Source organism: Lentihominibacter sp. (genome assembly GCF_046951855.1).
Classification (GTDB): domain Bacteria; phylum Bacillota; class Clostridia; order Peptostreptococcales; family Anaerovoracaceae; genus Lentihominibacter; species Lentihominibacter hominis.
Genome location: NZ_JBKTXS010000016.1, coordinates 1 through 20301, shown reverse-complemented (window position 1 = coordinate 20301; position 20301 = coordinate 1). Strand labels below are relative to the sequence as shown.

Annotated in this window: 15 protein-coding genes; 4 read left to right on the top strand and 11 right to left on the bottom strand. The window is 39.1% G+C overall.

The window, feature by feature from the left end; translation table 11 throughout:
- The first annotated feature begins 48 nt into the window (after nucleotides 1–48).
- From ACLR96_RS05825 to gltX, 3 genes are all read left to right on the top strand, one after another.
- Nucleotides 49–405 carry an ArsR/SmtB family transcription factor gene (locus ACLR96_RS05825; RefSeq protein ID WP_412265420.1) on the top strand — a complete coding sequence of 119 codons (357 nt, stop codon included), beginning with the start codon at nucleotides 49–51 and terminating at the stop codon, nucleotides 403–405.
- The gene (locus ACLR96_RS05820; RefSeq protein ID WP_177268975.1) at nucleotides 398–2668 is read left to right on the top strand and encodes a heavy metal translocating P-type ATPase; all 2271 of its coding nucleotides are present in this window, start codon (nucleotides 398–400) and stop codon (nucleotides 2666–2668) included. The genes ACLR96_RS05825 and ACLR96_RS05820 overlap by 8 nt, the downstream gene beginning before the upstream one ends.
- 265 nt (nucleotides 2669–2933) lie before the next feature.
- Nucleotides 2934–4595 carry a glutamate--tRNA ligase gene (gene gltX, locus ACLR96_RS05815; RefSeq protein ID WP_177268973.1) on the top strand — a complete coding sequence of 554 codons (1662 nt, stop codon included), beginning with the start codon at nucleotides 2934–2936 and terminating at the stop codon, nucleotides 4593–4595.
- A 101-nt stretch (nucleotides 4596–4696) separates the two neighbouring features.
- Here the strand turns inward: gltX and ACLR96_RS05810 are convergent, their stop codons facing one another.
- From ACLR96_RS05810 to ACLR96_RS05800, 3 genes are read right to left on the bottom strand one after another with little or no spacing between them, the layout of a single operon-like run.
- On the bottom strand, nucleotides 4697–5974 hold the full coding sequence (locus ACLR96_RS05810) for a M24 family metallopeptidase (protein ID WP_177268971.1): 1278 nt from the start codon (nucleotides 5972–5974) through the stop codon (nucleotides 4697–4699).
- Complete coding sequence (locus tag ACLR96_RS05805) at nucleotides 5967–7574, bottom strand: amidohydrolase family protein (RefSeq protein ID WP_177268969.1); 1608 nt, start codon at nucleotides 7572–7574, stop codon at nucleotides 5967–5969. The genes ACLR96_RS05810 and ACLR96_RS05805 overlap by 8 nt, the downstream gene beginning before the upstream one ends.
- Entirely contained in the window at nucleotides 7571–9235 is a 1665-nt protein-coding gene (locus ACLR96_RS05800) for an amino acid permease (RefSeq protein WP_177268967.1), read from the bottom strand. The genes ACLR96_RS05805 and ACLR96_RS05800 overlap by 4 nt, the downstream gene beginning before the upstream one ends.
- A gap of 140 nt (nucleotides 9236–9375) precedes the next feature.
- Here ACLR96_RS05800 and ACLR96_RS05795 point away from each other — a divergent pair, with 140 nt between their 5' ends.
- Nucleotides 9376–10356, top strand: a complete 981-nt coding sequence (locus ACLR96_RS05795) for a helix-turn-helix domain-containing protein (protein WP_177268965.1) — start codon at nucleotides 9376–9378, stop codon at nucleotides 10354–10356.
- Nucleotides 10357–10363: 7 nt separating this feature from the next.
- Here the strand turns inward: ACLR96_RS05795 and ACLR96_RS05790 are convergent, their stop codons facing one another.
- The 8 genes from ACLR96_RS05790 to ACLR96_RS05755 all read right to left on the bottom strand — a co-directional run.
- A complete protein-coding gene (locus ACLR96_RS05790) occupies nucleotides 10364–11614 on the bottom strand; it encodes an adenosylhomocysteinase (protein ID WP_177268963.1) in 1251 nt (416 codons plus the stop codon).
- A 69-nt stretch (nucleotides 11615–11683) separates the two neighbouring features.
- Complete coding sequence (gene glmS, locus ACLR96_RS05785; protein ID WP_177268961.1) at nucleotides 11684–13513, bottom strand: glutamine--fructose-6-phosphate transaminase (isomerizing); 1830 nt, start codon at nucleotides 13511–13513, stop codon at nucleotides 11684–11686.
- A 10-nt stretch (nucleotides 13514–13523) separates the two neighbouring features.
- Nucleotides 13524–14873: a phosphoglucosamine mutase gene (gene glmM, locus ACLR96_RS05780; RefSeq protein WP_177268959.1), complete on the bottom strand. Its 1350-nt coding sequence runs from the start codon at nucleotides 14871–14873 to the stop codon at nucleotides 13524–13526.
- A 28-nt stretch (nucleotides 14874–14901) separates the two neighbouring features.
- Entirely contained in the window at nucleotides 14902–15840 is a 939-nt protein-coding gene (locus ACLR96_RS05775; protein WP_177268957.1) for a CdaR family protein, read from the bottom strand.
- Complete coding sequence (gene cdaA / locus ACLR96_RS05770) at nucleotides 15830–16681, bottom strand: diadenylate cyclase CdaA (protein ID WP_177268955.1); 852 nt, start codon at nucleotides 16679–16681, stop codon at nucleotides 15830–15832. The genes ACLR96_RS05775 and cdaA overlap by 11 nt, the downstream gene beginning before the upstream one ends.
- Before the next feature lie 252 nt (nucleotides 16682–16933).
- Nucleotides 16934–17458, bottom strand: coding sequence for a ribosome hibernation-promoting factor, HPF/YfiA family (gene hpf / locus ACLR96_RS05765; protein ID WP_177268953.1), 525 nt, complete (start codon nucleotides 17456–17458; stop codon nucleotides 16934–16936).
- A 581-nt stretch (nucleotides 17459–18039) separates the two neighbouring features.
- Nucleotides 18040–18801 (bottom strand): double zinc ribbon domain-containing protein, encoded by a 762-nt coding sequence (locus tag ACLR96_RS05760; protein WP_177267619.1) that lies wholly within the window; start codon nucleotides 18799–18801, stop codon nucleotides 18040–18042.
- Nucleotides 18801–20301 (bottom strand): ATP-dependent DNA helicase (locus tag ACLR96_RS05755; RefSeq protein WP_412265415.1); only part of this gene is annotated, 1501 nt, incomplete at its 5' end. The genes ACLR96_RS05755 and ACLR96_RS05760, both read right to left, overlap by 1 nt.

The window sequence follows — 20301 nt, the reverse complement described above, 5'->3', positions numbered from 1 at the left end:
TTATGATTATATTTTAAAACAATATATTTCCTGGAGGTGATTATAAACGTGGGAAAAAATGAAGTAAGCTGCGACTGCGCAGCTATACATCAGGATATACTAAAATATGTAAGAGACGAGATAGTTCCTGACTCTGATCTTACCAGCATGTCAAAACTTTTTAAAATATTTGGGGATGGTACCAGAATAAGAATAATGTCAGCGCTGAATTGTCATGAGATGTGCGTATGCGACATTGCTGTTCTGCTTGACATGACAAAGTCTGCTGTCTCCCATCAGTTAAAGGTTCTCAGGGATAACAACCTGGTCAAATTTCAAAAGAAAGGAAAGCACGCCTATTATTCCCTTGCTGACGATCATGTCAGAGAAATATTAGACGTAGCGCTGGAACATATCAATGAATAAAGAATTACACAACCATCACCATGACGATCACTGCAGCTGCGGACACGATCATCACCACGAACACCAACATTGTGATTGTGGCTGCGATCATGATCATCATGAACACGAACATATATCCCATGATCACAGTCATAATCATGATTTTGATAATATATCAGAAAACGATCAGCGGATCTATATCGTTGAGGGATTAGACTGCGCCAACTGCGCTGCCAAAATAGAAAGAAAAATACAAGCTATGCCGGAAGTAAAAGCCGCTTCCATCACGTTTGCTACAAAACAGCTTAGAATCGCCGCCAAAGATCCTGATTCACTGCTGCCTAAACTGGAAAAAGCCTGCAGATCTGTCGAGGATAATGTAAAGATAATGAACAAAGAAGATAGCATACCTGCTTATAAAAGTCCTAAAAAAGGATTCTTTAAAGAGCACACGGGTGATCTGATATCTATATCAGCAGGAATATTATTATTTGCAGCAGGGCTTATATTTGAACATACAGGTATTTTACAGCCTGCCCTGCTTCCTATATTCGCCGCAGCTTACCTTGTTCTCGGATGGGAGGTTCTGTTTACTGCCGTTAAAAATATATTCAAAGGTCAGGTTTTCGACGAAAACTTTCTCATGTCCATAGCTACTGTGGCGGCATTCTGCATAGGTGATTTTGCCGAAGGTGCCGGAGTAATGCTTTTTTACAGAATAGGTGAATTCTTTGAGCATGTAGCCGTAGATAAGAGCCGCTCTCAGATCATGGAAGCAGTCGACATGAGACCTGAAACAGTATCTCTTGCAGAAGGAGACGAGATCAAAATCATTCCGGCCGCAGATGCGAAAACAGGAGATATACTTCTTGTACGCCCGGGAGACAGAATCCCTCTGGACGCCATCGTAACAGAAGGCGAAAGCCGCATAGACACCTCACCTATAACAGGAGAACCTGTCCCCGTAAAAGCTTCTGTCGGTACAGAAGTAATCTCCGGCTGTGTAAATGAGCAGGGTCTGCTAAAAATAAAAGTCACTAAACCTCTTGCTGAATCTATGGTCACAAAGATTCTCAATTCCGTAGAAAATGCAGCTGCCGGAAAGCCTAAAATGGACAGATTCATAACTAAATTCGCTAAAGTGTATACTCCAATAGTAGTAGCTCTGGCTCTCATTACAGCAATAGTTCCGTCTCTTATCACAGGAGAGTGGAGTACTTGGATTACCACAGCAATAACATTCCTTGTAATCAGCTGCCCTTGCGCTCTTGTAATAAGTGTACCTCTGGCCTTTTTCTCCGGTATAGGCGCCGCTTCAAAGCTCGGCATACTTTTTAAAGGCGGTCTTTCCATAGAAGCTCTTAAAAACGTCAAAGCAATAGTAATGGATAAAACCGGAACCATCACCGAAGGGAACTTTTCAGTACAGGAAATATCCCCTGAAAAAGGCTTTACTGATGAACAGCTTATTACGATAGCCGCATCATGTGAATTCAGTTCCACTCATCCAATTGCTGTCAGCATAGTCGAAAAGGCTCGCCAGATGAATGTTTCCATTGAAAAAGCCAGCTCTCTGTCAGAGATATCGGGAATGGGTATAAAAGCAGATCTTTCTTCAGGAGATGTTCTGTGCGGAAACAAAGCTCTCATGAAAGCCCATGGTGTATCTATGGAAAATGTAAAAGATCCAAAAGGGACGGAAGTTTTCATAGCAGTAAACGGATTATATGCCGGTTCCATAAGCATTTCAGATACATTGAAGCCTGATGCCGTAAGCGCCATCTCCAAAATAAGATCCTTTGGTCTCACTCCTGCCATGCTTACAGGCGACAATGCAAAGAGCGCTGCTGATATCGCCCAAAATGTCGGCATAAGTGAAGTCCGATCTCAGCTTATGCCCGATGATAAACTTTCCGCTCTTAAGGATATACGCAAAAAGATAGGTCCTGTCATGTTTGTAGGAGACGGCATAAATGATGCCCCCGTTCTTGCCGGCGCAGATGTTGGAGCTGCCATGGGAACCGGAGCTGATGCAGCTATAGAAGCTGCTGATGTAGTATTCATGAATTCATCGGTAGAATCTATACCTCAATCGATTACCATTGCAAAAAATACCAATACTATAGCAGTTCAAAATATCGTTATAGCGCTATTTGTAAAACTTCTGGTAATCCTCCTTGGCTTCATAGGGTTCGCTAACATATGGGCAGCTATATTTGCCGACACCGGAGTAGCGATGATATGTATATTAAACTCACTTAGGATTCTGTGGAAAAAATACTAATTATTTCACTTATTAAAAAACATAACTGTGTACATGAATTTGATATTTTCAAGACTGTACACAGTTTTTATTATAAAAAATTTTCATTATTGTATTTTCAAATGTTGATATCTACAGGTATTACATTTATAATGTTGCAACCCATTAAAAATATTGCTAAAATGATTTAAGTATGCACAGATCACAAACTAATAAAATACCCCATAGTTATACAATGAAAGGAGGCGCGGGCTGTTCATAATTATAGCAGCATCGCATTACAAAAATGGATTACAATAAACTTGCGGAGCTTTTATTCCCTTGTATAGATAAAAGTCCTGAATACTATCAGAAAAAATTCCCTGAAAGAAATCTACCGGATGGTGCTATGGTAACCAGACTTGGTCCAAGCCCTACAGGTTTCATACATCTGGGAAACCTGTACGGAGCTTTTGTTGATGAGCGTCTGGCTCACCAGTCAAACGGTACTTTTTACCTTCGTATAGAAGACACTGATGAGAAACGATATGTCGAAGGCGCTGTTGAAACCATAATAACATCCCTTCGTTTTTTTGGTATCAATTTTGATGAAGGCGCGTTACTGAATGGAGAAAAGGGAAATTACGGACCTTATTTTCAAAGTAACAGAGGAAAAATATATCAGTGCTTTGCTAAAGAACTTGTAAAAAAAGGACTGGCCTATCCCTGCTTTCTGACAGAAGCTGAACTTTCAGAAATAAGAAAATCCCAAGAATCCGCAAAAGAAACTACCGGAATATATGGAAAGTATGCAGAAAAAAGCCGCAACCTTTCCTATGAAGATATAAAATCAAACATAAAAAATAATAAACCTTATGTAGTGAGGCTCAAATCCTCCGGCAATCACAATATGCCATCCGAAAAAATAAGACATATAGAGATTGACGATGCAATAAGAGGAAAGCTTTCAATGCCGGAAAACAATCAGGATGTTATTATTCTCAAGGCAAATGGGATACCTACCTATCATTTCGCTCACGTCATAGATGATCACTTCATGAGAACAACTCATGTGGTAAGAGGCGAGGAATGGCTCATGTCACTTCCTATTCATGTTGAGCTCTTTGAGAAACTTGGATTTAAAATACCTGTTTACTGCCATACCGCACAGCTTCTAAAACTGGATAACGGCAACAAACGAAAACTCAGCAAAAGAAAAGACCCTGAACTATCCCTTGATTATTATAGGCAGGAAGGTTATCATCCCCAAGCAGTGAAAGAATATTTGCTTACTATACTTAACTCCAACTTCGAAGAATGGAGAATCGCCAATCCGGATGCTTCTATTGATGACTTTAAATTCACAACAGAGAAAATGAGCAGCGGCGGCGCCCTGTTTGATCTTAATAAACTCAATGACATATCAAAAGATGTTCTTGTAAAAATTCCGGCAGAAGAACTTTACAGCTTCCTTTTAAACTGGGCAAAAGAATTCAGACCTGAAATACTTTCTCTTATCGAAAATAACAAAGAATATGTAACTAAAATTCTCGATCTGGGCCGAAACGGAAAGAAACCTCGTAAAGATCTTATATACGCAAAACAAATTTTTGATTTTATCAGTTACTTCTTCGATGATTACTTTATTATAAAAGACAGTATACCAAAAGAAGTGAATGATGAAGATGCCGCAGAAATTCTGCGCAGATACTTGGCTTCCTACGACCACAGTGATGATCAAAGTCAGTGGTTCGATAAGATACGATCCATTGCAGAGGAAATGGGATATGCCTCAAAACCCAAAGACTTTAAGAAAAATCCGGATCAGTACAAAGGCCATGTCGGCCATGTAAGCACTGTTATCAGAATAGCTATAATGGGGAGAACTCAGTCTCCTGATGTTTGGGAAATCCAGCAAATACTTGGTGAAAAAAGAACCAGGGAAAGACTGGAGATCATGATTAAATAATAAATCATAAAAAATGATGGTACTGTTATTTTTAATATGTAGTACCATCATTTTTACTTCATCCTTTTTGTAGACTAAATTTCAATCTGAATATCAAATGACTATTTTATCATAAGATCTCTTGTAGTCTTCCCCAGTACATATGCGTCACTTTCTTTAAACATTAATGTGTCTATACACCCAAAGCCTGTCTCAAAGTTTGTTACTGTCCCCGGTACGAATCTTGTTTCCATATCATCTATATCATCATATATATCGAATGTATATGCACCTACCCAGTCCGGAGGATATGCTATTCCAAGTTCATACCCTCCTATCCAGTATTGTTTTCCCCATAAATTTTCAGATTCGTAAAATTTCTGCAGTTCTTTAAGAAAATCAGATACAAGCATATTAGGCTTTATTATAGACGAAACGATTGATATAATTTCTTTATTTACAGCATATTTTTCTTTAAACTCTTTAGGCGGCTCACCTACTGAAAAATATCTGCATTGATTGGAATGGTATCTGTTATATACTCCGGATAAATCTACACCTACGGGATCACCTATCATTATTTTTCTCCTTGAAGCCGGTATATGGAAACACCATGCTCTGGAAGGTCCGGAACGCACCATATTTACTATGGCCGGAGCTTCACTTCCGGCTTCACTCTGAGCCCGCGTATATTCTCCCACGATTTCAAGTTCCGTTATCCCCGGCCGCAAGGCTTCATATATTGCATTCATTCCTACATCACACAAAAGGCTTGCCTTTTCTATGTATTCAAGTTCTAAAGGAGATTTAATCCCCCTCACTTTCCTGATGATATGAGTTGCGTCTACAACTCTACATCCGACGCTTTCAAAGACCTCTTTCAGCTGAGAAAAAACAACATAATTAGGTCTGTAGCTTCCGAATTCCAATCCTACTGTCATGCCATCCCTTACCCAGCCTTCATCTTTCAGATTTTTTACCATCAACTGCTTAAAATTTTCATCTTCTGTCGTTACAATATATGATTTTCCATACATTTCTGCAGGAGTATCATAAAACAACCTTGTATTTCTTGAAATACTTGTAAGCTTTAACACTCCCTCTTCGTCCGGCAAATCATAATGTATAAAATCATCGTAATCCACATGTATGGCTGTTCCTGCAGTCATAGTATCAAACCATGCCGCAGGAGAGTTGACTCTGTGCCATACTACATCGTAACCTGTAATATAATTCATGCTTTCCGGAGCCGTGGCATATATCAGATCAATCCCCTCTTTCTCCATAAGCATTCTCGTCCGGGTCAAACGATTCTGATACTCTTCTATGGGAAATGCCACCTTCATCTCGCCGGCACAATTTTCAACACCGGGTATTAATTCAAACTTTCTGTTATTCATGTTCTCCTCCTTTTCTTTCATAAACTTTTTCACCATTCCACACGGTTATATCAACTTTTATGTCCAATATATCAAGTACATCCTTTTTAAAAATATCTTCAGACAATACTACAATATCAGCATACTTACCGCTTTCCAATGTTCCTATTTTATCTTCCATTTTGAAAAGATAGGCATTATTTACAGTGACTCCTTTTAACGCTTCCTGCATAGTATATTTTTCTTTAGGATTCCAGCCCCCTTGTGGAGAACCATCTTCCATTACTCTGTTTATCGCGCAGTATAATGTCATCATCGGTTCCAATGGCACTATAGGACAATCTGTTCCCAGAGCCACACACGCTCCTGAGCGTGATAGTGTCTTAGCAGGCCATGAAAGCTCAGAACGTTTTTGTCCCAGAATATCAAAAATAGGATGTTCTTCCATTGAATTCATAGTCATATGATTAGGCTGAATAGATGCTATCGTACCGGACTTGGCAAATCTTCCTATATCATCAGGATGCAGACACTCAATATGCTCTATTGTATTTCTCACATTCTCTAAACCTCTATTGTGATTTGCTTTCTCAATATCATCAAGCGCTTCCCTTACCGCACCATCTCCGCACGCATGAAGCCTTACCGGAATCCCTTCTCCATTTAATTGTTCCACTTTATTCCTCAATTCTGCAAGGTGCAGAACTGGTTCTCCTTTAAATCCCGGCATATCTTTATAATCATCAATCATCAATCCCGTATGCCCCAAAGGTGTACCATCGATAAATCCTTTGGCCCCGAGCAATGATAAATTGTCCGAATCGAAATTTCCCTTCAGCTCTATAAATTCATCCAAGGGTTTTTGAATTGACGGAGAAAAAAACACTCTTACTTTCAATTCCTTCTCGCATTCCAAGGCTTTATAAATATCACTTTTCATAATACCTATGATCTCCATATCGCCTACCGATGTAACGCCTTTTTTATGCGCCTCTTTGACAAAAGTCTTTATAAGGCCTTTCTCTTCTTCCTCAGTATAATCTAATGCAATATCAGTAAATAGCCTCATAGCTGACTGTTCAAGTATATATCCTGTAGGCTCCCCTTTTTCATCTCTGTAAATCTCCCCATACTGAGGATTTTCCGTATACTTATCTATGCCGCATAATTCAAGAGCCTTACTGTTGACCCACAAAGCATGCAACTCATCATTTATAAGCATTACAGGTCTGCCTCCAAAATATTTGTCCAAAGTCTCTTTAGAGGGAAGCTCTTGATTTGCCCAGTCATAATTACACCAGCCGAAACCGATTACCCACTTATCCTTGCGATTTTTGTAAAAGTCAGCCAGCCTTTTTGCTGCTTCTTCCTCACTTTCACAATCTCTTAAGCTACACGTTGTAAGGTCAAGAGCCGCCAAGAAAATATGTACATGATTATCACAGAACCCTGCCATTACAGTTCTATTTCCTACGTCCAAAACTTCCTCATCATTTCTGAGTCTGACGGGAATACTATCGCCCTTTAAAACACTGTGTATTTTATTCTCTTTTATGGCCACATATCCTTCGTATGGTTCTGGGGACACCCCGTCAAATATGCACCGAGATTTTATAATCATAAACTTTCCTTTTTTATCCTTTCTGTATCGTCGTACCGTTTTCCTAAAATCAAGAGTATAATTCCTAATATCCCTGATATAATCCCTCCGAATTTTAATATCTTTATCATGAGCCAGAAATCGCTTAAAATACCTTTCTCATATGTTTCGAGATAATATTCTTCGCCGTATGAGCCTTCATACCATGTTATAAACAGAGCCCCGAAAAATGCCAGTATGCCGCAGAGCAACATGAACAGCCCTATCCTCATAACATCTCCTGTTGCAAGCCTTGTCTTTTCATTAATGGGATATCTGTCAGGGCTTTTCCTATAGAGACCCCCGTACAGAAGCTTAAATATTATATAAGCTACAAGACCTGAGCCTATGGTAATGAAGCTCATGATAAAATATTCCGTTCCGTTTACTATAATCCCCGCGATACCTACGATAAACACAAGTGCTGTTATCACATATATCACTTTCTTTCCGCCTTTTATATAATAAATATCCCCTCTTTTATCCACCGGATATTTTTTACGCAAAACTATAAGTGAAACTGATATGGTAAAATAAACAACTATACATACCGGACCAACCAAAATAATAATTGTAGAGAAGTCAAACGTTGACATTATCATTGTTACAGCTGCTATCAATATTATTCCCCAATATGGCATGCCTCTTTTTTTATCCACTTTCCCCAAAAATTTAGGAGAAAGATTATCATCTGACATTACGAGAAATCCTCTTGACCCTGCTGTTATGTATGTATTGAATATTGCACACTGGGAAATAATTGCTATTATAATAAATACCACTCCCCACGCCTGTCCCAAATTCTGAGTCAGAACATCAGCATATCCTACTGTCCCTTCTGCGCTTTCAGTCGACCAGCTCTCCCAGCTTCCTATAGAGCCTAAGCCTGCCACAGTAGGAAGAATATAGCTAAGTGCGATAAGGGGCATTGCAATAAAAAAACCTTTAGGAATAACTTTAGGATTTTCAATTTCTCCGGATACATATGCCACACACTCATACCCACAATACATCCATATGGCAATGCACACACTTCCCCCTAAACTGCTTACTACACTCTCTCCTTCAGGTGTAAACGGCTCTACCGGATTGAATTCCCAGTTAGCAAACCCAACCACAGTTACCAGCGCAAATACAGCAATAATCATTACAGAAAAAACAGTATTGACAACACTAACCTCTTTAAGGCCCATTAGGTTAATTACCGTAAAAATTAAAATCATCGCTACTTTTACGGCCATGACCTGCACATTCGTCATGTCGATGAACTTTTCTGCATATCCAACTACTAAAACCACATATGTGGCACTGCATAAATAAGTACATATCGTGCTCCACCAGCATGTACAAAATCCCCACATCTCCCCAAGCGCTTCTTTAACCCACACATAAATACCTCCTTCCCGAGGCATGAGAGCTGATAATTCCGATACCATCAAGCATATTGGCAAAGCCCAAACTATTGGAAATACTGCCAGTATAACTATTGTTAGCCCGGGTCCGCTGGCAGGTATCATTTCCTCGATTCCAAAGGCCCCTGCCGCCACAAGGCAATAAAGCATAAAAGCTATACCAAAAGGCCGTATTTTTCTTTTCTTCAAGCCTGATACCCCTCCTGAGTCTTCCGTTACTCTCCTATCCATATAAATCACCTCCATTTTTAACAACTTCTTATTCATATAGTAAATACCCTGCATAAATTTTACGATTGCCGTTTCTTGTGGGTTAATATTATAGTTTTATAAGATTTGACTATTCTGAACAAGCAGACTATAATGTAACCATGTATACAGATATAATTGCCAATGAAAATTCAATACAAAAAATAAAAAATACTCCTCTCGGAGTATCTTTTTATAATGTTACTAATATCAAGCCACATCGTCACGAAACTTTACTGGAAATTATTCTATGCCTAAAAGGAAACATCCAGCTTATATCTGCAGATCAGACAATAGAACTTCGTGAGGGCGACGTTTTTTCCATAGACTGTATGGATATACATTATTTACATTCGGAAAGCAAAAACAATATAGTAATGTCATTATATATAGACCTATCACAAGTTGACAGTTCTTTCGACTATTTAAAGTACACTTTTTTTACATGCAGAAGTGATGCCTGCAATCAATATCAAAAACTGCCGATGTATAATATAACAGATACTTTACTGTCAATAGCTTATATCTATTTATCTAACGAAGACTTGAATATTCACGGTCATACTAATCTTTACTCAAGGCTGGCCAATAAATTAATAAACATAATGCTGTCATATTTTGAATGGTATGATTATATGAATACAAATCCCAACACTAACACTAATAATATCAGTAGAGAAAGATTTAACCGCATATTAAAATTCTGCCAGCAAAATTACATGAATAAAATAACTGTAAGTGAAATAGCCAGCAGAGAATTTATAAATGAAAATTATCTGTCTCAATTTCTCTCAAAATCACCATTCCAGAGTTTCAGCAATATGATAAATTATATAAGATGTTATCAAAGCGAAACATTTTTACTTACCACAAACTTACCTAATATAGAAATATCATATAAATGCGGATTTTCAGATCCTAAATACTTTTATAAAAACTTTAAGAAATGGTACGGACATACGCCAAGTGAGCATAGGAATCAGTATATTCAACAGTCTAACACACTCCAGCAATATCAAATATTACAAAATTCTGATATTCTGTATATATTAGAAAAACATATCGCCAGATACCATACTTTTAAAATAACCTCTATTACATAAATTCACCTTATAACTGCCAGCTTTTAAGATACAGCTTCTGCTCTTCCGTGAGGCTGTCAATTTCTATATCCCATGCCTCTAACCTCTTGCGGGCTATCACATTATCTATTTCCCCAGAAACATCTATTACCTTATTATCAAGATTTTTATAATTGTCCTTGATATATAGCGCTGACATTGCTTGAACAGCAAAACTGAGATCCATTATTTCTGCCGGATGTCCATCTGCCGCAGCGATATTGACAAGCTTGCCTTCTCCTATAACATTTATAACATTTCCGTTTTTCAAAGTATAACCTATAATGTTATTTCTTGTCTCACAAGAGCTGATAGCTGCTTCTTCAAGGCCGGCCATGTCGATCTCTACATTAAAATGTCCTGCATTAGCCAAAATAGCGCCATCCTTCATTTTCACCATATGTTCTACAGTTATGGTGTGCTTGCAGCCTGTAGCTGTGATAAACATATCTCCCATGGATGCCGCTTTATTCATAGGCATTACATCATGCCCATCCATCTTTGCTTCCATAGCTTTTACCGGATCTATCTCTGTTACTATTACCTTTGCACCCAGAGCTGATGCTCTCATGGCTATGCCTCTACTGCACCATCCATATCCCACTACTACCACAGTCTTGGAAGCCACGATAAGATTAGTGTTTCTCATCATGCTGTCCCACACGGACTGCCCCGTACCATATCTGTTATCGAATAGATGTTTACACTTAGCATCATTTACAGCCACCATAGGGAATTTAAGAATGCCTTCTCTCTCCATCGCTTTGAGTCTTATCACTCCTGTAGTTGTTTCTTCACATCCTCCAAAAACATCCTCTGCCAAGTCAAAACGCTTTCTGTGAAGCAGCTCTACAAGATCTCCGCCGTCATCTATTATAATATTAGGTTTATGTTCAAGACACATTTCAAGATGCCTCATGTACTCTTCATCAGTAGCCCCATGATATGCGAATACTTTAAGGCCTCTGTCCGCCAGTGCAGCTGCTACATCATCTTGGGTCGACAAACTATTGCTTCCTGTCACCGACATATGTGCACCGCCTGCCGCCAGTACAAGACAAAGATAAGCAGTTTTAGCCTCGAGATGTACCGAAAGACTTATTTTAATTCCATCAAAAGGCCTATCCCTTTTAAACTCTTCCTCCATAGCCCGAAGCAGCGGCATATTGTTTCTCACCCACTCTATTTTCCTGTGGCCGGACTCTGCAAATGTTATATCTCTGATATCATATTTATTCATATTAACATCCTTTCATAAGCAACATTCAGGCTGACGAATAATCGCCAGCCTGAATTAATATTTGCTCTATTATTCTACCGTTACCGATTTTGCAAGATTCTTGGGCTTATCTATATTACAACCTCTCTCCTTGGCTACATAATAAGCGAAAATCTGAAGAGGAATGACTGCAAGAACAGGAGACACCTCATCTATGCAGGACGGTATATAGATAACCTCATCGGCAACAGACTCCATCTCTTTTCTGCCCTGTTTAGCCATACCTATTACCCTTGCTCCTCTGGCCTTTATCTCCTCAACATTAGAAATCATCTTCTCATACAGAAAATCTTGAGTAGCAAGAGCAAACACAAGAGTCTCGTCTTCCATCAAAGCTATAGTTCCATGTTTCAGCTCCCCTGCAGCAATAGCAAAAGAATTTATATATGAAATTTCTTTTAATTTAAGAGAACCTTCATATGATACACCTGAATCAAGCCCTCTTCCTATAAAAAAGACCTGTTCTTTCCTGTAATACTTTTTGGCCAGCTCTGCTATGGCATCTTCTCCTTCCAAAAGCTCTTCCACTTTATAAGGAAGTTCCTTAAGCTGATTTAAGACTTTATCGTAATAATTTTTTTCTATTGTACCTTTCGTACTTCCCATGTAAAGACCTATAAGATACATACATATCAGCTGAGTGGTATATGCCTTTGTAGAAGCAACTGCAATCTCAGGTCCTGCCCATGTATAAAACACATCATCAGATTCTCTGGCTACAGAGCTTCCCACTACATTGACTACAGAAAGGATACGCGCTCCCTTTCTTTTAGCCTCTCTCAAAGCCGCGAGAGTATCAAGGGTTTCACCCGACTGACTTATGGCAATAAACAGTGTATTTTCATCAACAAACGGATCTCTGTATCTAAACTCGGATGCAACATCTACCTCTACAGGAACTTTAGCCATCTTCTCAATAACCATTTTCCCTACAAGACCGGCATGATATGCTGTTCCGCAAGCAACTATATATACCTTATTGAAATTTTCTATGTCCTCTTTCGTCATAGCTATGCCATCAAGATTGATGCTTCCATCTTCATTAAGCCGCCTGTTTATAGTCTCATAAATTCCCTTAGGCTGTTCATGTATCTCCTTAAGCATAAAATGCTCGTAGCCTTCCTTTTCGGCTGCATCAGCATCCCATGTCACATGGAACACGTCTCTGTTGACTTTTTGACCTCTTTCATTGTAAATAGTTATATTATCTTTAGTCAATACTACCGTTTCATTGTTTTCTATAAGATATACCTGTCTTACATATTTAAGCAAAGCAGGAATATCGGAGGCTATGAAATTGAATCCTTTTCCTATCCCTGCTACTAAAGGAGCATCTTTTCTCACTGCAACAATCTTATCAGGTTCCGCAGCTGCAATGGCACATACCGCATAAGCTCCCCTCATTTCAGCTACAGCTTTATTGACAGCCTTCAACAAATCACCTTCATAAAACACTCCTATTAAATGAGCAATTACTTCCGAATCTGTTTCCGACTTGAAAACAACTCCCTTTTCTCTGATAAGCCATTCCTTTATTTCCTGATAATTTTCTATAATACCGTTATGAACTATAGCTATAGAATCATCTGCATTGGCATGAGGATGTGCATTGACATCAGACGGCACACCATGTGTTGCCCATCTCGTATGGCCAATTCCCACAGAACTGTCAAATCCATCATCCCCTATTATCTTTTCAAGATTCTTTATTTCGCCGACATGTTTTCTTATTTCTATTTTTCCATTTATAGGCAAGGCAATACCTGCAGAATCATAACCTCTGTATTCCAGTCGTTTAAGCCCATCTATTATTTTTTCCTTAGCGTGATCTTTCCCCGCAAATCCAACTATACCGCACATATAAATCCTCCTATCCAAACCTCTTAGTAAGCAGAGAGGCCAGCCCCTCTGCAAGTCCTGTGATATGCTCCACGTCCTGACCTTCCAGCATAACCCTTACAAGAGGTTCCGTACCCGAAGGTCTTATAAGAAGCCTGCCTAGTCCCGCTACATCTTTCTCAACTTTTTCTATGGCAGCCTTTACCTCACTATCTTCCATGAATTTATTCTTATTCTCATTTTTTACCTTGGCATTCCTGAGCACCTGAGGGAATATCTCTATTTCATCCGAAAGCTCCGATGCTTTTTTCCCGGACATCAATACAGCCTGCAACAACTGAAGAGAGGAAAGAATTCCGTCTCCCGTAGTCGTATGATTTAAGAATATTATATGTCCGGACTGTTCTCCGCCTATCTTGCTTCCGGTCTTCAGCATGCTTTCAAGCACATATCTGTCTCCGACAGATGTGACCTCTACGCTGCAACCCATTTTTTCTATATATCTGTGAAATCCGAGATTACTCATAACCGTGGCTGTAACTGTATCGCCGCTCAGTCTGCCCATATCCTTCATCATCTTGGCACATATACATATCAGCTTATCTCCGTCAATAATTCTTCCTCTCTCATCTACAGCTATAAGTCTGTCAGCATCCCCATCATAAGCAAGACCCATAAAAGCTCCCTGCTTTATGACTTCCTGCTGCAGCCTCTCAGGATGAGTAGACCCACAATTATAGTTTATATTTATACCATCAGGTTCATTTCCGATTACAGTAACATCCGCACCAAGCTCTGAATATACCTTTTCCGCTACTTTATATGATGCTCCGTTGGCACAGTCGAGCACCAGCTTCAAGCCACTTATATCTGCATCTATTGTAGACTTTAAAAAATCAGCATATTTTTCTATAGCGTCATCGTCTGCTTCAAGACATTTCCCCAACTTATCTCCTGTAATATGACTGTTAACATCTACATTACTGAGAATTATATCTTCGATTTCATCCTCTATACTGTCATCCAATTTAAAACCATCACCATTAAAAAACTTTATACCGTTATATTCAAATGGATTATGGGATGCCGATATCACTGCCCCTGCATCAGCCTTATAAACATTAACCAAATATGCGACTGCAGGTGTAGGCAGCACACCTACTTTTATAACGTTTCCTCCTACCGCTAATATCCCTGCGCTGAGAGCGTCTTCAATCATATCGCCTGAAAGCCGTGTATCTTTACCTATAATGACAATCGGTCTTTTTTTGTCTTTGCTAAGTACATGAGCCCCTGCTTTTCCCAGCTTAAAAGCCAGTTCAGGGGTAAGTTCGGAGTTGGCAATGCCTCTGACTCCGTCTGTTCCAAATAATCTTCCCATAATCTTCTCCTCATTTTGGTTTTCTATTTTATTCGACTGCCTTAAGTTTCACCTTTACAGTCAGCGGATTTTTCTGATCATACAAATATATGCCCTCCGGCAAATCCAGATTCACGTTTATTTTATGAGTCTGAGTATCGTCAATTCCTGCAAGCTCTGCAAAGCCTTTTATCTTATCTATCTCTTGTATCATATCTTCGGGCCCTACTATCCTTATGTTATCAGCCACGTCAAGCTTATCTATCTGAAAATCTTCCCTCAGATCCGAAGAGGAAATATCAAGCTCCACAGTTTTAAGAGCCATGAGCCTTACCTGTGCCTGAATATCATCCCCATTCAGTATTGAAACATCAGGCACAATATTCCCGTCTTTATCCACAGCTGTTACACTTACATCTCTCCATTCACTTTTTTCCTTAGGCATATTCTCCGAAGATACTATACCCTTTACACTCTCCACTTTATCAACGAGACTTTTTGCTCCTTTTACCGTTACTGAATCAGTTTCTGCTGCAACGACCCACGGAACCTTTGATTCACTTTCACCGTTTTCCTTATCAAATTCAATATTAAGAGTCTTTTCCTCCTCTGCAAGTTCCTCTACTTCAAATGTCAGATATTCCTCTGATACAGTCTCTATACTTATTCCATCCGGAGTATTTATCACTATTTCTTCACTGTTTTCACCCTTTTTACATGATGATACGTCCACATAAGCCGTAAGTCCTGTTTTTCTGACACTGTTCACATCAGATCTGCGTCCTTTTATTTTGACAGCCACTTCCATATCATCTCCGGAAATAGGCGCAAGCCCTTCTTCAGCCAAAACATCCTCATTGGCAAACGTTATGGAAACATCACTTATCTTTGCTGTTTTATACGGATCAACTTCAAGCATAACATAGGCCCACAGCAACACCGCTGCTACGAGGGAAAAAACTCTGAGAAAAGTTTTATTATTCAGCATCGTTCTTCCCCCTGATCTTATTAATAAATCTTGCAATAACTGACATAGTTCCCGTTATCTCCCCTGTATTAAGATACATATTAAGCAGAGTCTTCTCTACCGTTTTGATGTCTAAAAATCTGGACAGCTGACCTTCACTCGCCATGGAAATTATACCGGTTTCTTCAGAGACGATAAGAGTTAAGGCGTCTGAATTTTCCGTTATTCCTATACCCGCTCTGTGTCTTGTACCAAGTTCTTTGCTTATGGTATTGTTCCTTGTAAGAGGCAGTACACAGCCCGCTGCGTACAAACAGCCGTCTCGTATTATCACAGCTCCGTCATGAAGAGGCGCTCCCTCATAAAAGATATTTCCCAGAAGTTGTTCTGAAATATCTGCATCTACTACTGTCCCTGTCTCAATTATGTCCGATAGTGACGTCTGTCTCTCAAAAACTATGAGAGCGCCGACACGATCCTTTGAAAATGTATCGATCGCCTTGACTATATGAGACGTAATTTCTTTTCCTCTCTCTTTATCCATTTCACGAAGAGGGGCTTTTACAATCTTGCTTCTTCCCATATACTCCAAAGCGCGTCTCAGCTCCGGCTGGAAAACAACTAAAATAGCCACCGCTCCCAAAGTAACCGCTCCTTTAAGAATCCAGTTTATCGTATGTAAATTGAACAGCCCCGACAAAAAAGTAGCCACTACCAACAGCAGCACGCCTTTCATAAGCTGTTCAGCTCTCGTTTGCTTTATCAGGCCAAGTAATTTATATATTACAAAGGCGACTATCAATATGTCTATTATATCGGTGATCCCAACACCGGAAAATATATTTTCAAAAAATTTCTGCATTAATTTGCTCCCCTGTATTAATTTAAAGACTCCTTTACATTTTACAAAAAATAGGTGTCTTTTTCAATAGTAACGCCGATAAAACACCAATGCTTCACTTAGTTTTTAAATATTGCCGGTCACTGTCTCATACTTAGTTCTCTGAAAAAACTGATACAGATAAAAAGGGACTTCATGCCTACATGAAGTCCCTATATTTATTTTATTAAACTGACTTTATCTTGGAATTTTTTATTTAAAAAACAGAAAACATTAATAGGTTGTCTCTAATACACCATAATCCTTATCATTTCTTCTGTATACTACATTCACAGAATCAGTTTCCATGTTAAGAAATACAAAGAAATTATGAGCGAGAAGCTCCATCTGAATAATCGCCTCATCTACTGTCATTGGGATCAATTCAAATCTCTTTCTTTTGACTATGTGCAGTTCTTCCTGTTCCTCTGCTTCAGGAAGTTCAGCAAACATAAACTCCTTACTGCCCTTATACTTTTTCTGAAGCTTGCTTTTAAACTTGGACATCTGACTCGAAAGTTTATCGATAACACCGTCTATAGCATCATAAGGATCATCAGCTTTAACTTCAGCCCTGAATATAGTGCCCTTGGCATTTATCGTAGCTTCCACTTTATAGCCGCCCTTTTCCTTTATTGTCATTACAGTACCTGTTATTTCGTTCGAAAAATATTTGTCCAGCTTTTCAAACTTCTTTTCTATAGTGGCTTTCAATTTGTCGCTTGGGCTATAGTTCTTACCGTTTATAATTGTCTTCATAATAGCAACCTCCTTTTCAAGCTTGCACTTTGATGCTTTTACTAAGTATACCATATATAATGCCGGGCTGCATCGTTTTTTTGAATTATTCACAGAAAAATCTGAAAACATTTACTAAACCTTCAATCATGAAGAATCAAAACACTCTTCAGTAAAAATCTGTCATCAAATCCTCAAGCTCAAAAAAAAACAAACTATATAAGAATTATTTCACCTAAAAAACAGCGCATATATATGACTCAGCTGACCTGATCTTTGCCCCCACACTCGCCTTTACCTGAATTTTTCAGAGGACTTACTTCTAAGCTACGCCATGATCACTGCCGCCTTGCGGATCAGCTTACGTGGAGCCTTTTGCCCGTAGCTGGCATGGCCTTTCAATCACAGACCTGAGCCATATATATACGCTGCTTATGTTCTGTCCAAAACTTGTTTTGGTGTACAGAACAAACACAGAAACCACAGAAGCTCTGCTTCGTGGCGGTTTTTCAGTGAAATTTCTGTCCAAAACTTATTTTGTCATGCAGAACAAACACAGAAACCTTGTTCTTAGAGCAATACTTAAAATACTATAACTAACGCTATACCATTTTCGGTTTCCGGTTGCCTCCCGATGCCAATGTCAATAAAAATATATCCTCAGCTCCCTTCTCCAGAAGCTCTTTGCTGCAGGCATCTGCTGTAGATCCGGTAGTGTATATATCATCCACCAGCAAAATACGCTTTGATCTAACAGTCTTTTGCCCTGTTTGCGAAATACAGAATACATTCTTTAAAACATTCTCACGCTCAACAGGAGAAAGGCCTCTTAGAAAAGGCGTATCCCTTTTCCTCAAAAGAATATCTTTGGCAACAGGCACACACCATCTTGCCGAAAGATTGTCTGCCATAAGTACCGATTGATCGTAACCTCGCTTCCTCAGTCTTTCTGCTCCTACAGGTATAGGTATTATAACATCTATCTGTATATCTTCACAAGCCATACGATCATAAAGAATATCTGCAAATTTCTCAGCCAGATATGATTTTCCCCTATATTTAAAATCAAACAATAGCTCCCGTTCATACATACCATACGTTAAACAGCTATATCCTTTGCTGAAATAATGACTATATGTCATGCAATCATAGCAGAACCGTCCTTTATATGTCTGAGGAAGAGCCTTTCCACATTTATCACAGGTTCTTCCGTTTATCCAGTGAAGCTTTCCCATACACTTATCACACAGAGAATAATTTCTGGTTTTATCTATTAGGCTTCCACAGCTTATACAGTATATATTTGACGGAAATATTGCTTCAAAAATTATTTTCCTTGCTCTTTCCAATACTCTTTTTATCACTATATCCCTTCCATACCCATAAGGCGCTTCAGCCGTATTCCAAGACCTGAAAATCGCTCGCTTATCCGGTCATTATCCACCATTGAATTCAGCTTGTTTTCTGATCCTACCAGAACTACAGACTTTTTTCCTCTCGTTACTCCGGTGTACAAAAGATTCCTCGTTGCCAACATCGGAGGAAACCAGCTTACAGGCATTATCACTATCGGAAACTCGCTTCCCTGACTCTTATGAACAGTGATGGCATAAGCTAATTCCAGCTCGTCCAGCTGATTAAAATGATATGTAACATATCTTATTTCATCATAGACTACAGTAATCTCATTAAATTCTCTGTCCACCTTCTTTATAAAACCGACATCTCCATTAAAAACTCCTTCTCCCTCTGTAAAATCCTCAAGATTTTTCCATGTCATCTGATAATTGTTCTTTATCTGCATGACCTTATCACCCTCTCGAAAAATGCGTTCTCCCAGCTGTTTTTCTTCAAGTCCTGGCTGGGGAGGATTCAGTACCTCCTGCAGTTCCTTATTAAGATTTATACTTCCCAATATGCCTTTTCTTACCGGAGTAAGTATCTGTATATCTGCAGTGGGCGACACATCCTTATAATATCCGGGAAGTCTGGTAAGACACAGATTCTTTATAGTCTCCAACATCTCTTTTTCACTTCCCCTTCTGAGAAGAAAAAAATCTTTATCTTTAGCATTGCAGTCAGGATATTCTCCTCTGTTTATTCTGTGAGCGTTGACTACTATCATACTTTCTTTGGCCTGTCTGAATATTTCAGTCAGTTTAGTACAATATATATATTCACTGTTTATTATATCCCGCAGAACATTCCCTGCACCTACCGACGGAAGCTGATCGGCATCACCCACTATTATAAGGCGTGTCCCCGGCCTTACAGCACTTACAAGGCCATTCATCAGCATCAAATCTATCATAGAAGCTTCATCAACAATAACAGCATCATAATCGAGAGGATCTTCTTTGGTCTTTCCAAACCTCATCATATTTTCACTTTCTGAAAAATAGTATTCCAATAGTCTATGTATAGTTGACGCATAATGTCCCGATGTTTCGGTTATTCTTTTTGCCGCTCTTCCCGTAGGAGCAGCTATTGCGGTTTTCAGTCCACTTTCCTCAAGTATATTTATTATAGTATTTATTATAGTTGTCTTCCCCGTTCCGGGGCCTCCTGTTATCACCGATACACCCATATTCAGGGATGTTATGACTGCATGCTTCTGATTTTCCGAAAGATATATACCGGTGGCGTTTTCAGTTCTGCTTATAAGACTGTCAACACCCCCTGATATTGGTTTAAGCTCAGCACTGTTTATGGCAGCCAGTCGCTTGCATACATTCTGCTCTGCCATATAATATGCTTCCAGAAACACCACATTCCTGCCGTCCAGATTTTCTATACGGATATCACCTGAAAACGCCATAGCCGGAAGCTCATCTTCTATCAGCTGTATAGACAAATCCAAAAGC

Excerpts from the sequence above, each read along its gene's own strand:
- ACLR96_RS05820 (WP_177268975.1), top strand. The coding sequence starts at position 398 with ATGAATAAAGAATTACACAACCATCACCATGACGATCACTGCAGCTGC.
- gltX (WP_177268973.1), top strand. The coding sequence starts at position 2,934 with ATGGATTACAATAAACTTGCGGAGCTTTTATTCCCTTGTATAGATAAA.
- ACLR96_RS05810 (WP_177268971.1), bottom strand. The coding sequence starts at position 5,974 with ATGAATAACAGAAAGTTTGAATTAATACCCGGTGTTGAAAATTGTGCC.
- ACLR96_RS05805 (WP_177268969.1), bottom strand. The coding sequence starts at position 7,574 with ATGATTATAAAATCTCGGTGCATATTTGACGGGGTGTCCCCAGAACCA.
- ACLR96_RS05800 (WP_177268967.1), bottom strand. The coding sequence starts at position 9,235 with ATGGATAGGAGAGTAACGGAAGACTCAGGAGGGGTATCAGGCTTGAAG.
- ACLR96_RS05795 (WP_177268965.1), top strand. The coding sequence starts at position 9,376 with ATGTATACAGATATAATTGCCAATGAAAATTCAATACAAAAAATAAAA.
- ACLR96_RS05790 (WP_177268963.1), bottom strand. The coding sequence starts at position 11,614 with ATGAATAAATATGATATCAGAGATATAACATTTGCAGAGTCCGGCCAC.
- glmS (WP_177268961.1), bottom strand. The coding sequence starts at position 13,513 with ATGTGCGGTATAGTTGGATTTGCGGGGAAAGATCACGCTAAGGAAAAA.
- glmM (WP_177268959.1), bottom strand. The coding sequence starts at position 14,873 with ATGGGAAGATTATTTGGAACAGACGGAGTCAGAGGCATTGCCAACTCC.
- ACLR96_RS05775 (WP_177268957.1), bottom strand. The coding sequence starts at position 15,840 with ATGCTGAATAATAAAACTTTTCTCAGAGTTTTTTCCCTCGTAGCAGCG.
- cdaA (WP_177268955.1), bottom strand. The coding sequence starts at position 16,681 with ATGCAGAAATTTTTTGAAAATATATTTTCCGGTGTTGGGATCACCGAT.
- hpf (WP_177268953.1), bottom strand. The coding sequence starts at position 17,458 with ATGAAGACAATTATAAACGGTAAGAACTATAGCCCAAGCGACAAATTG.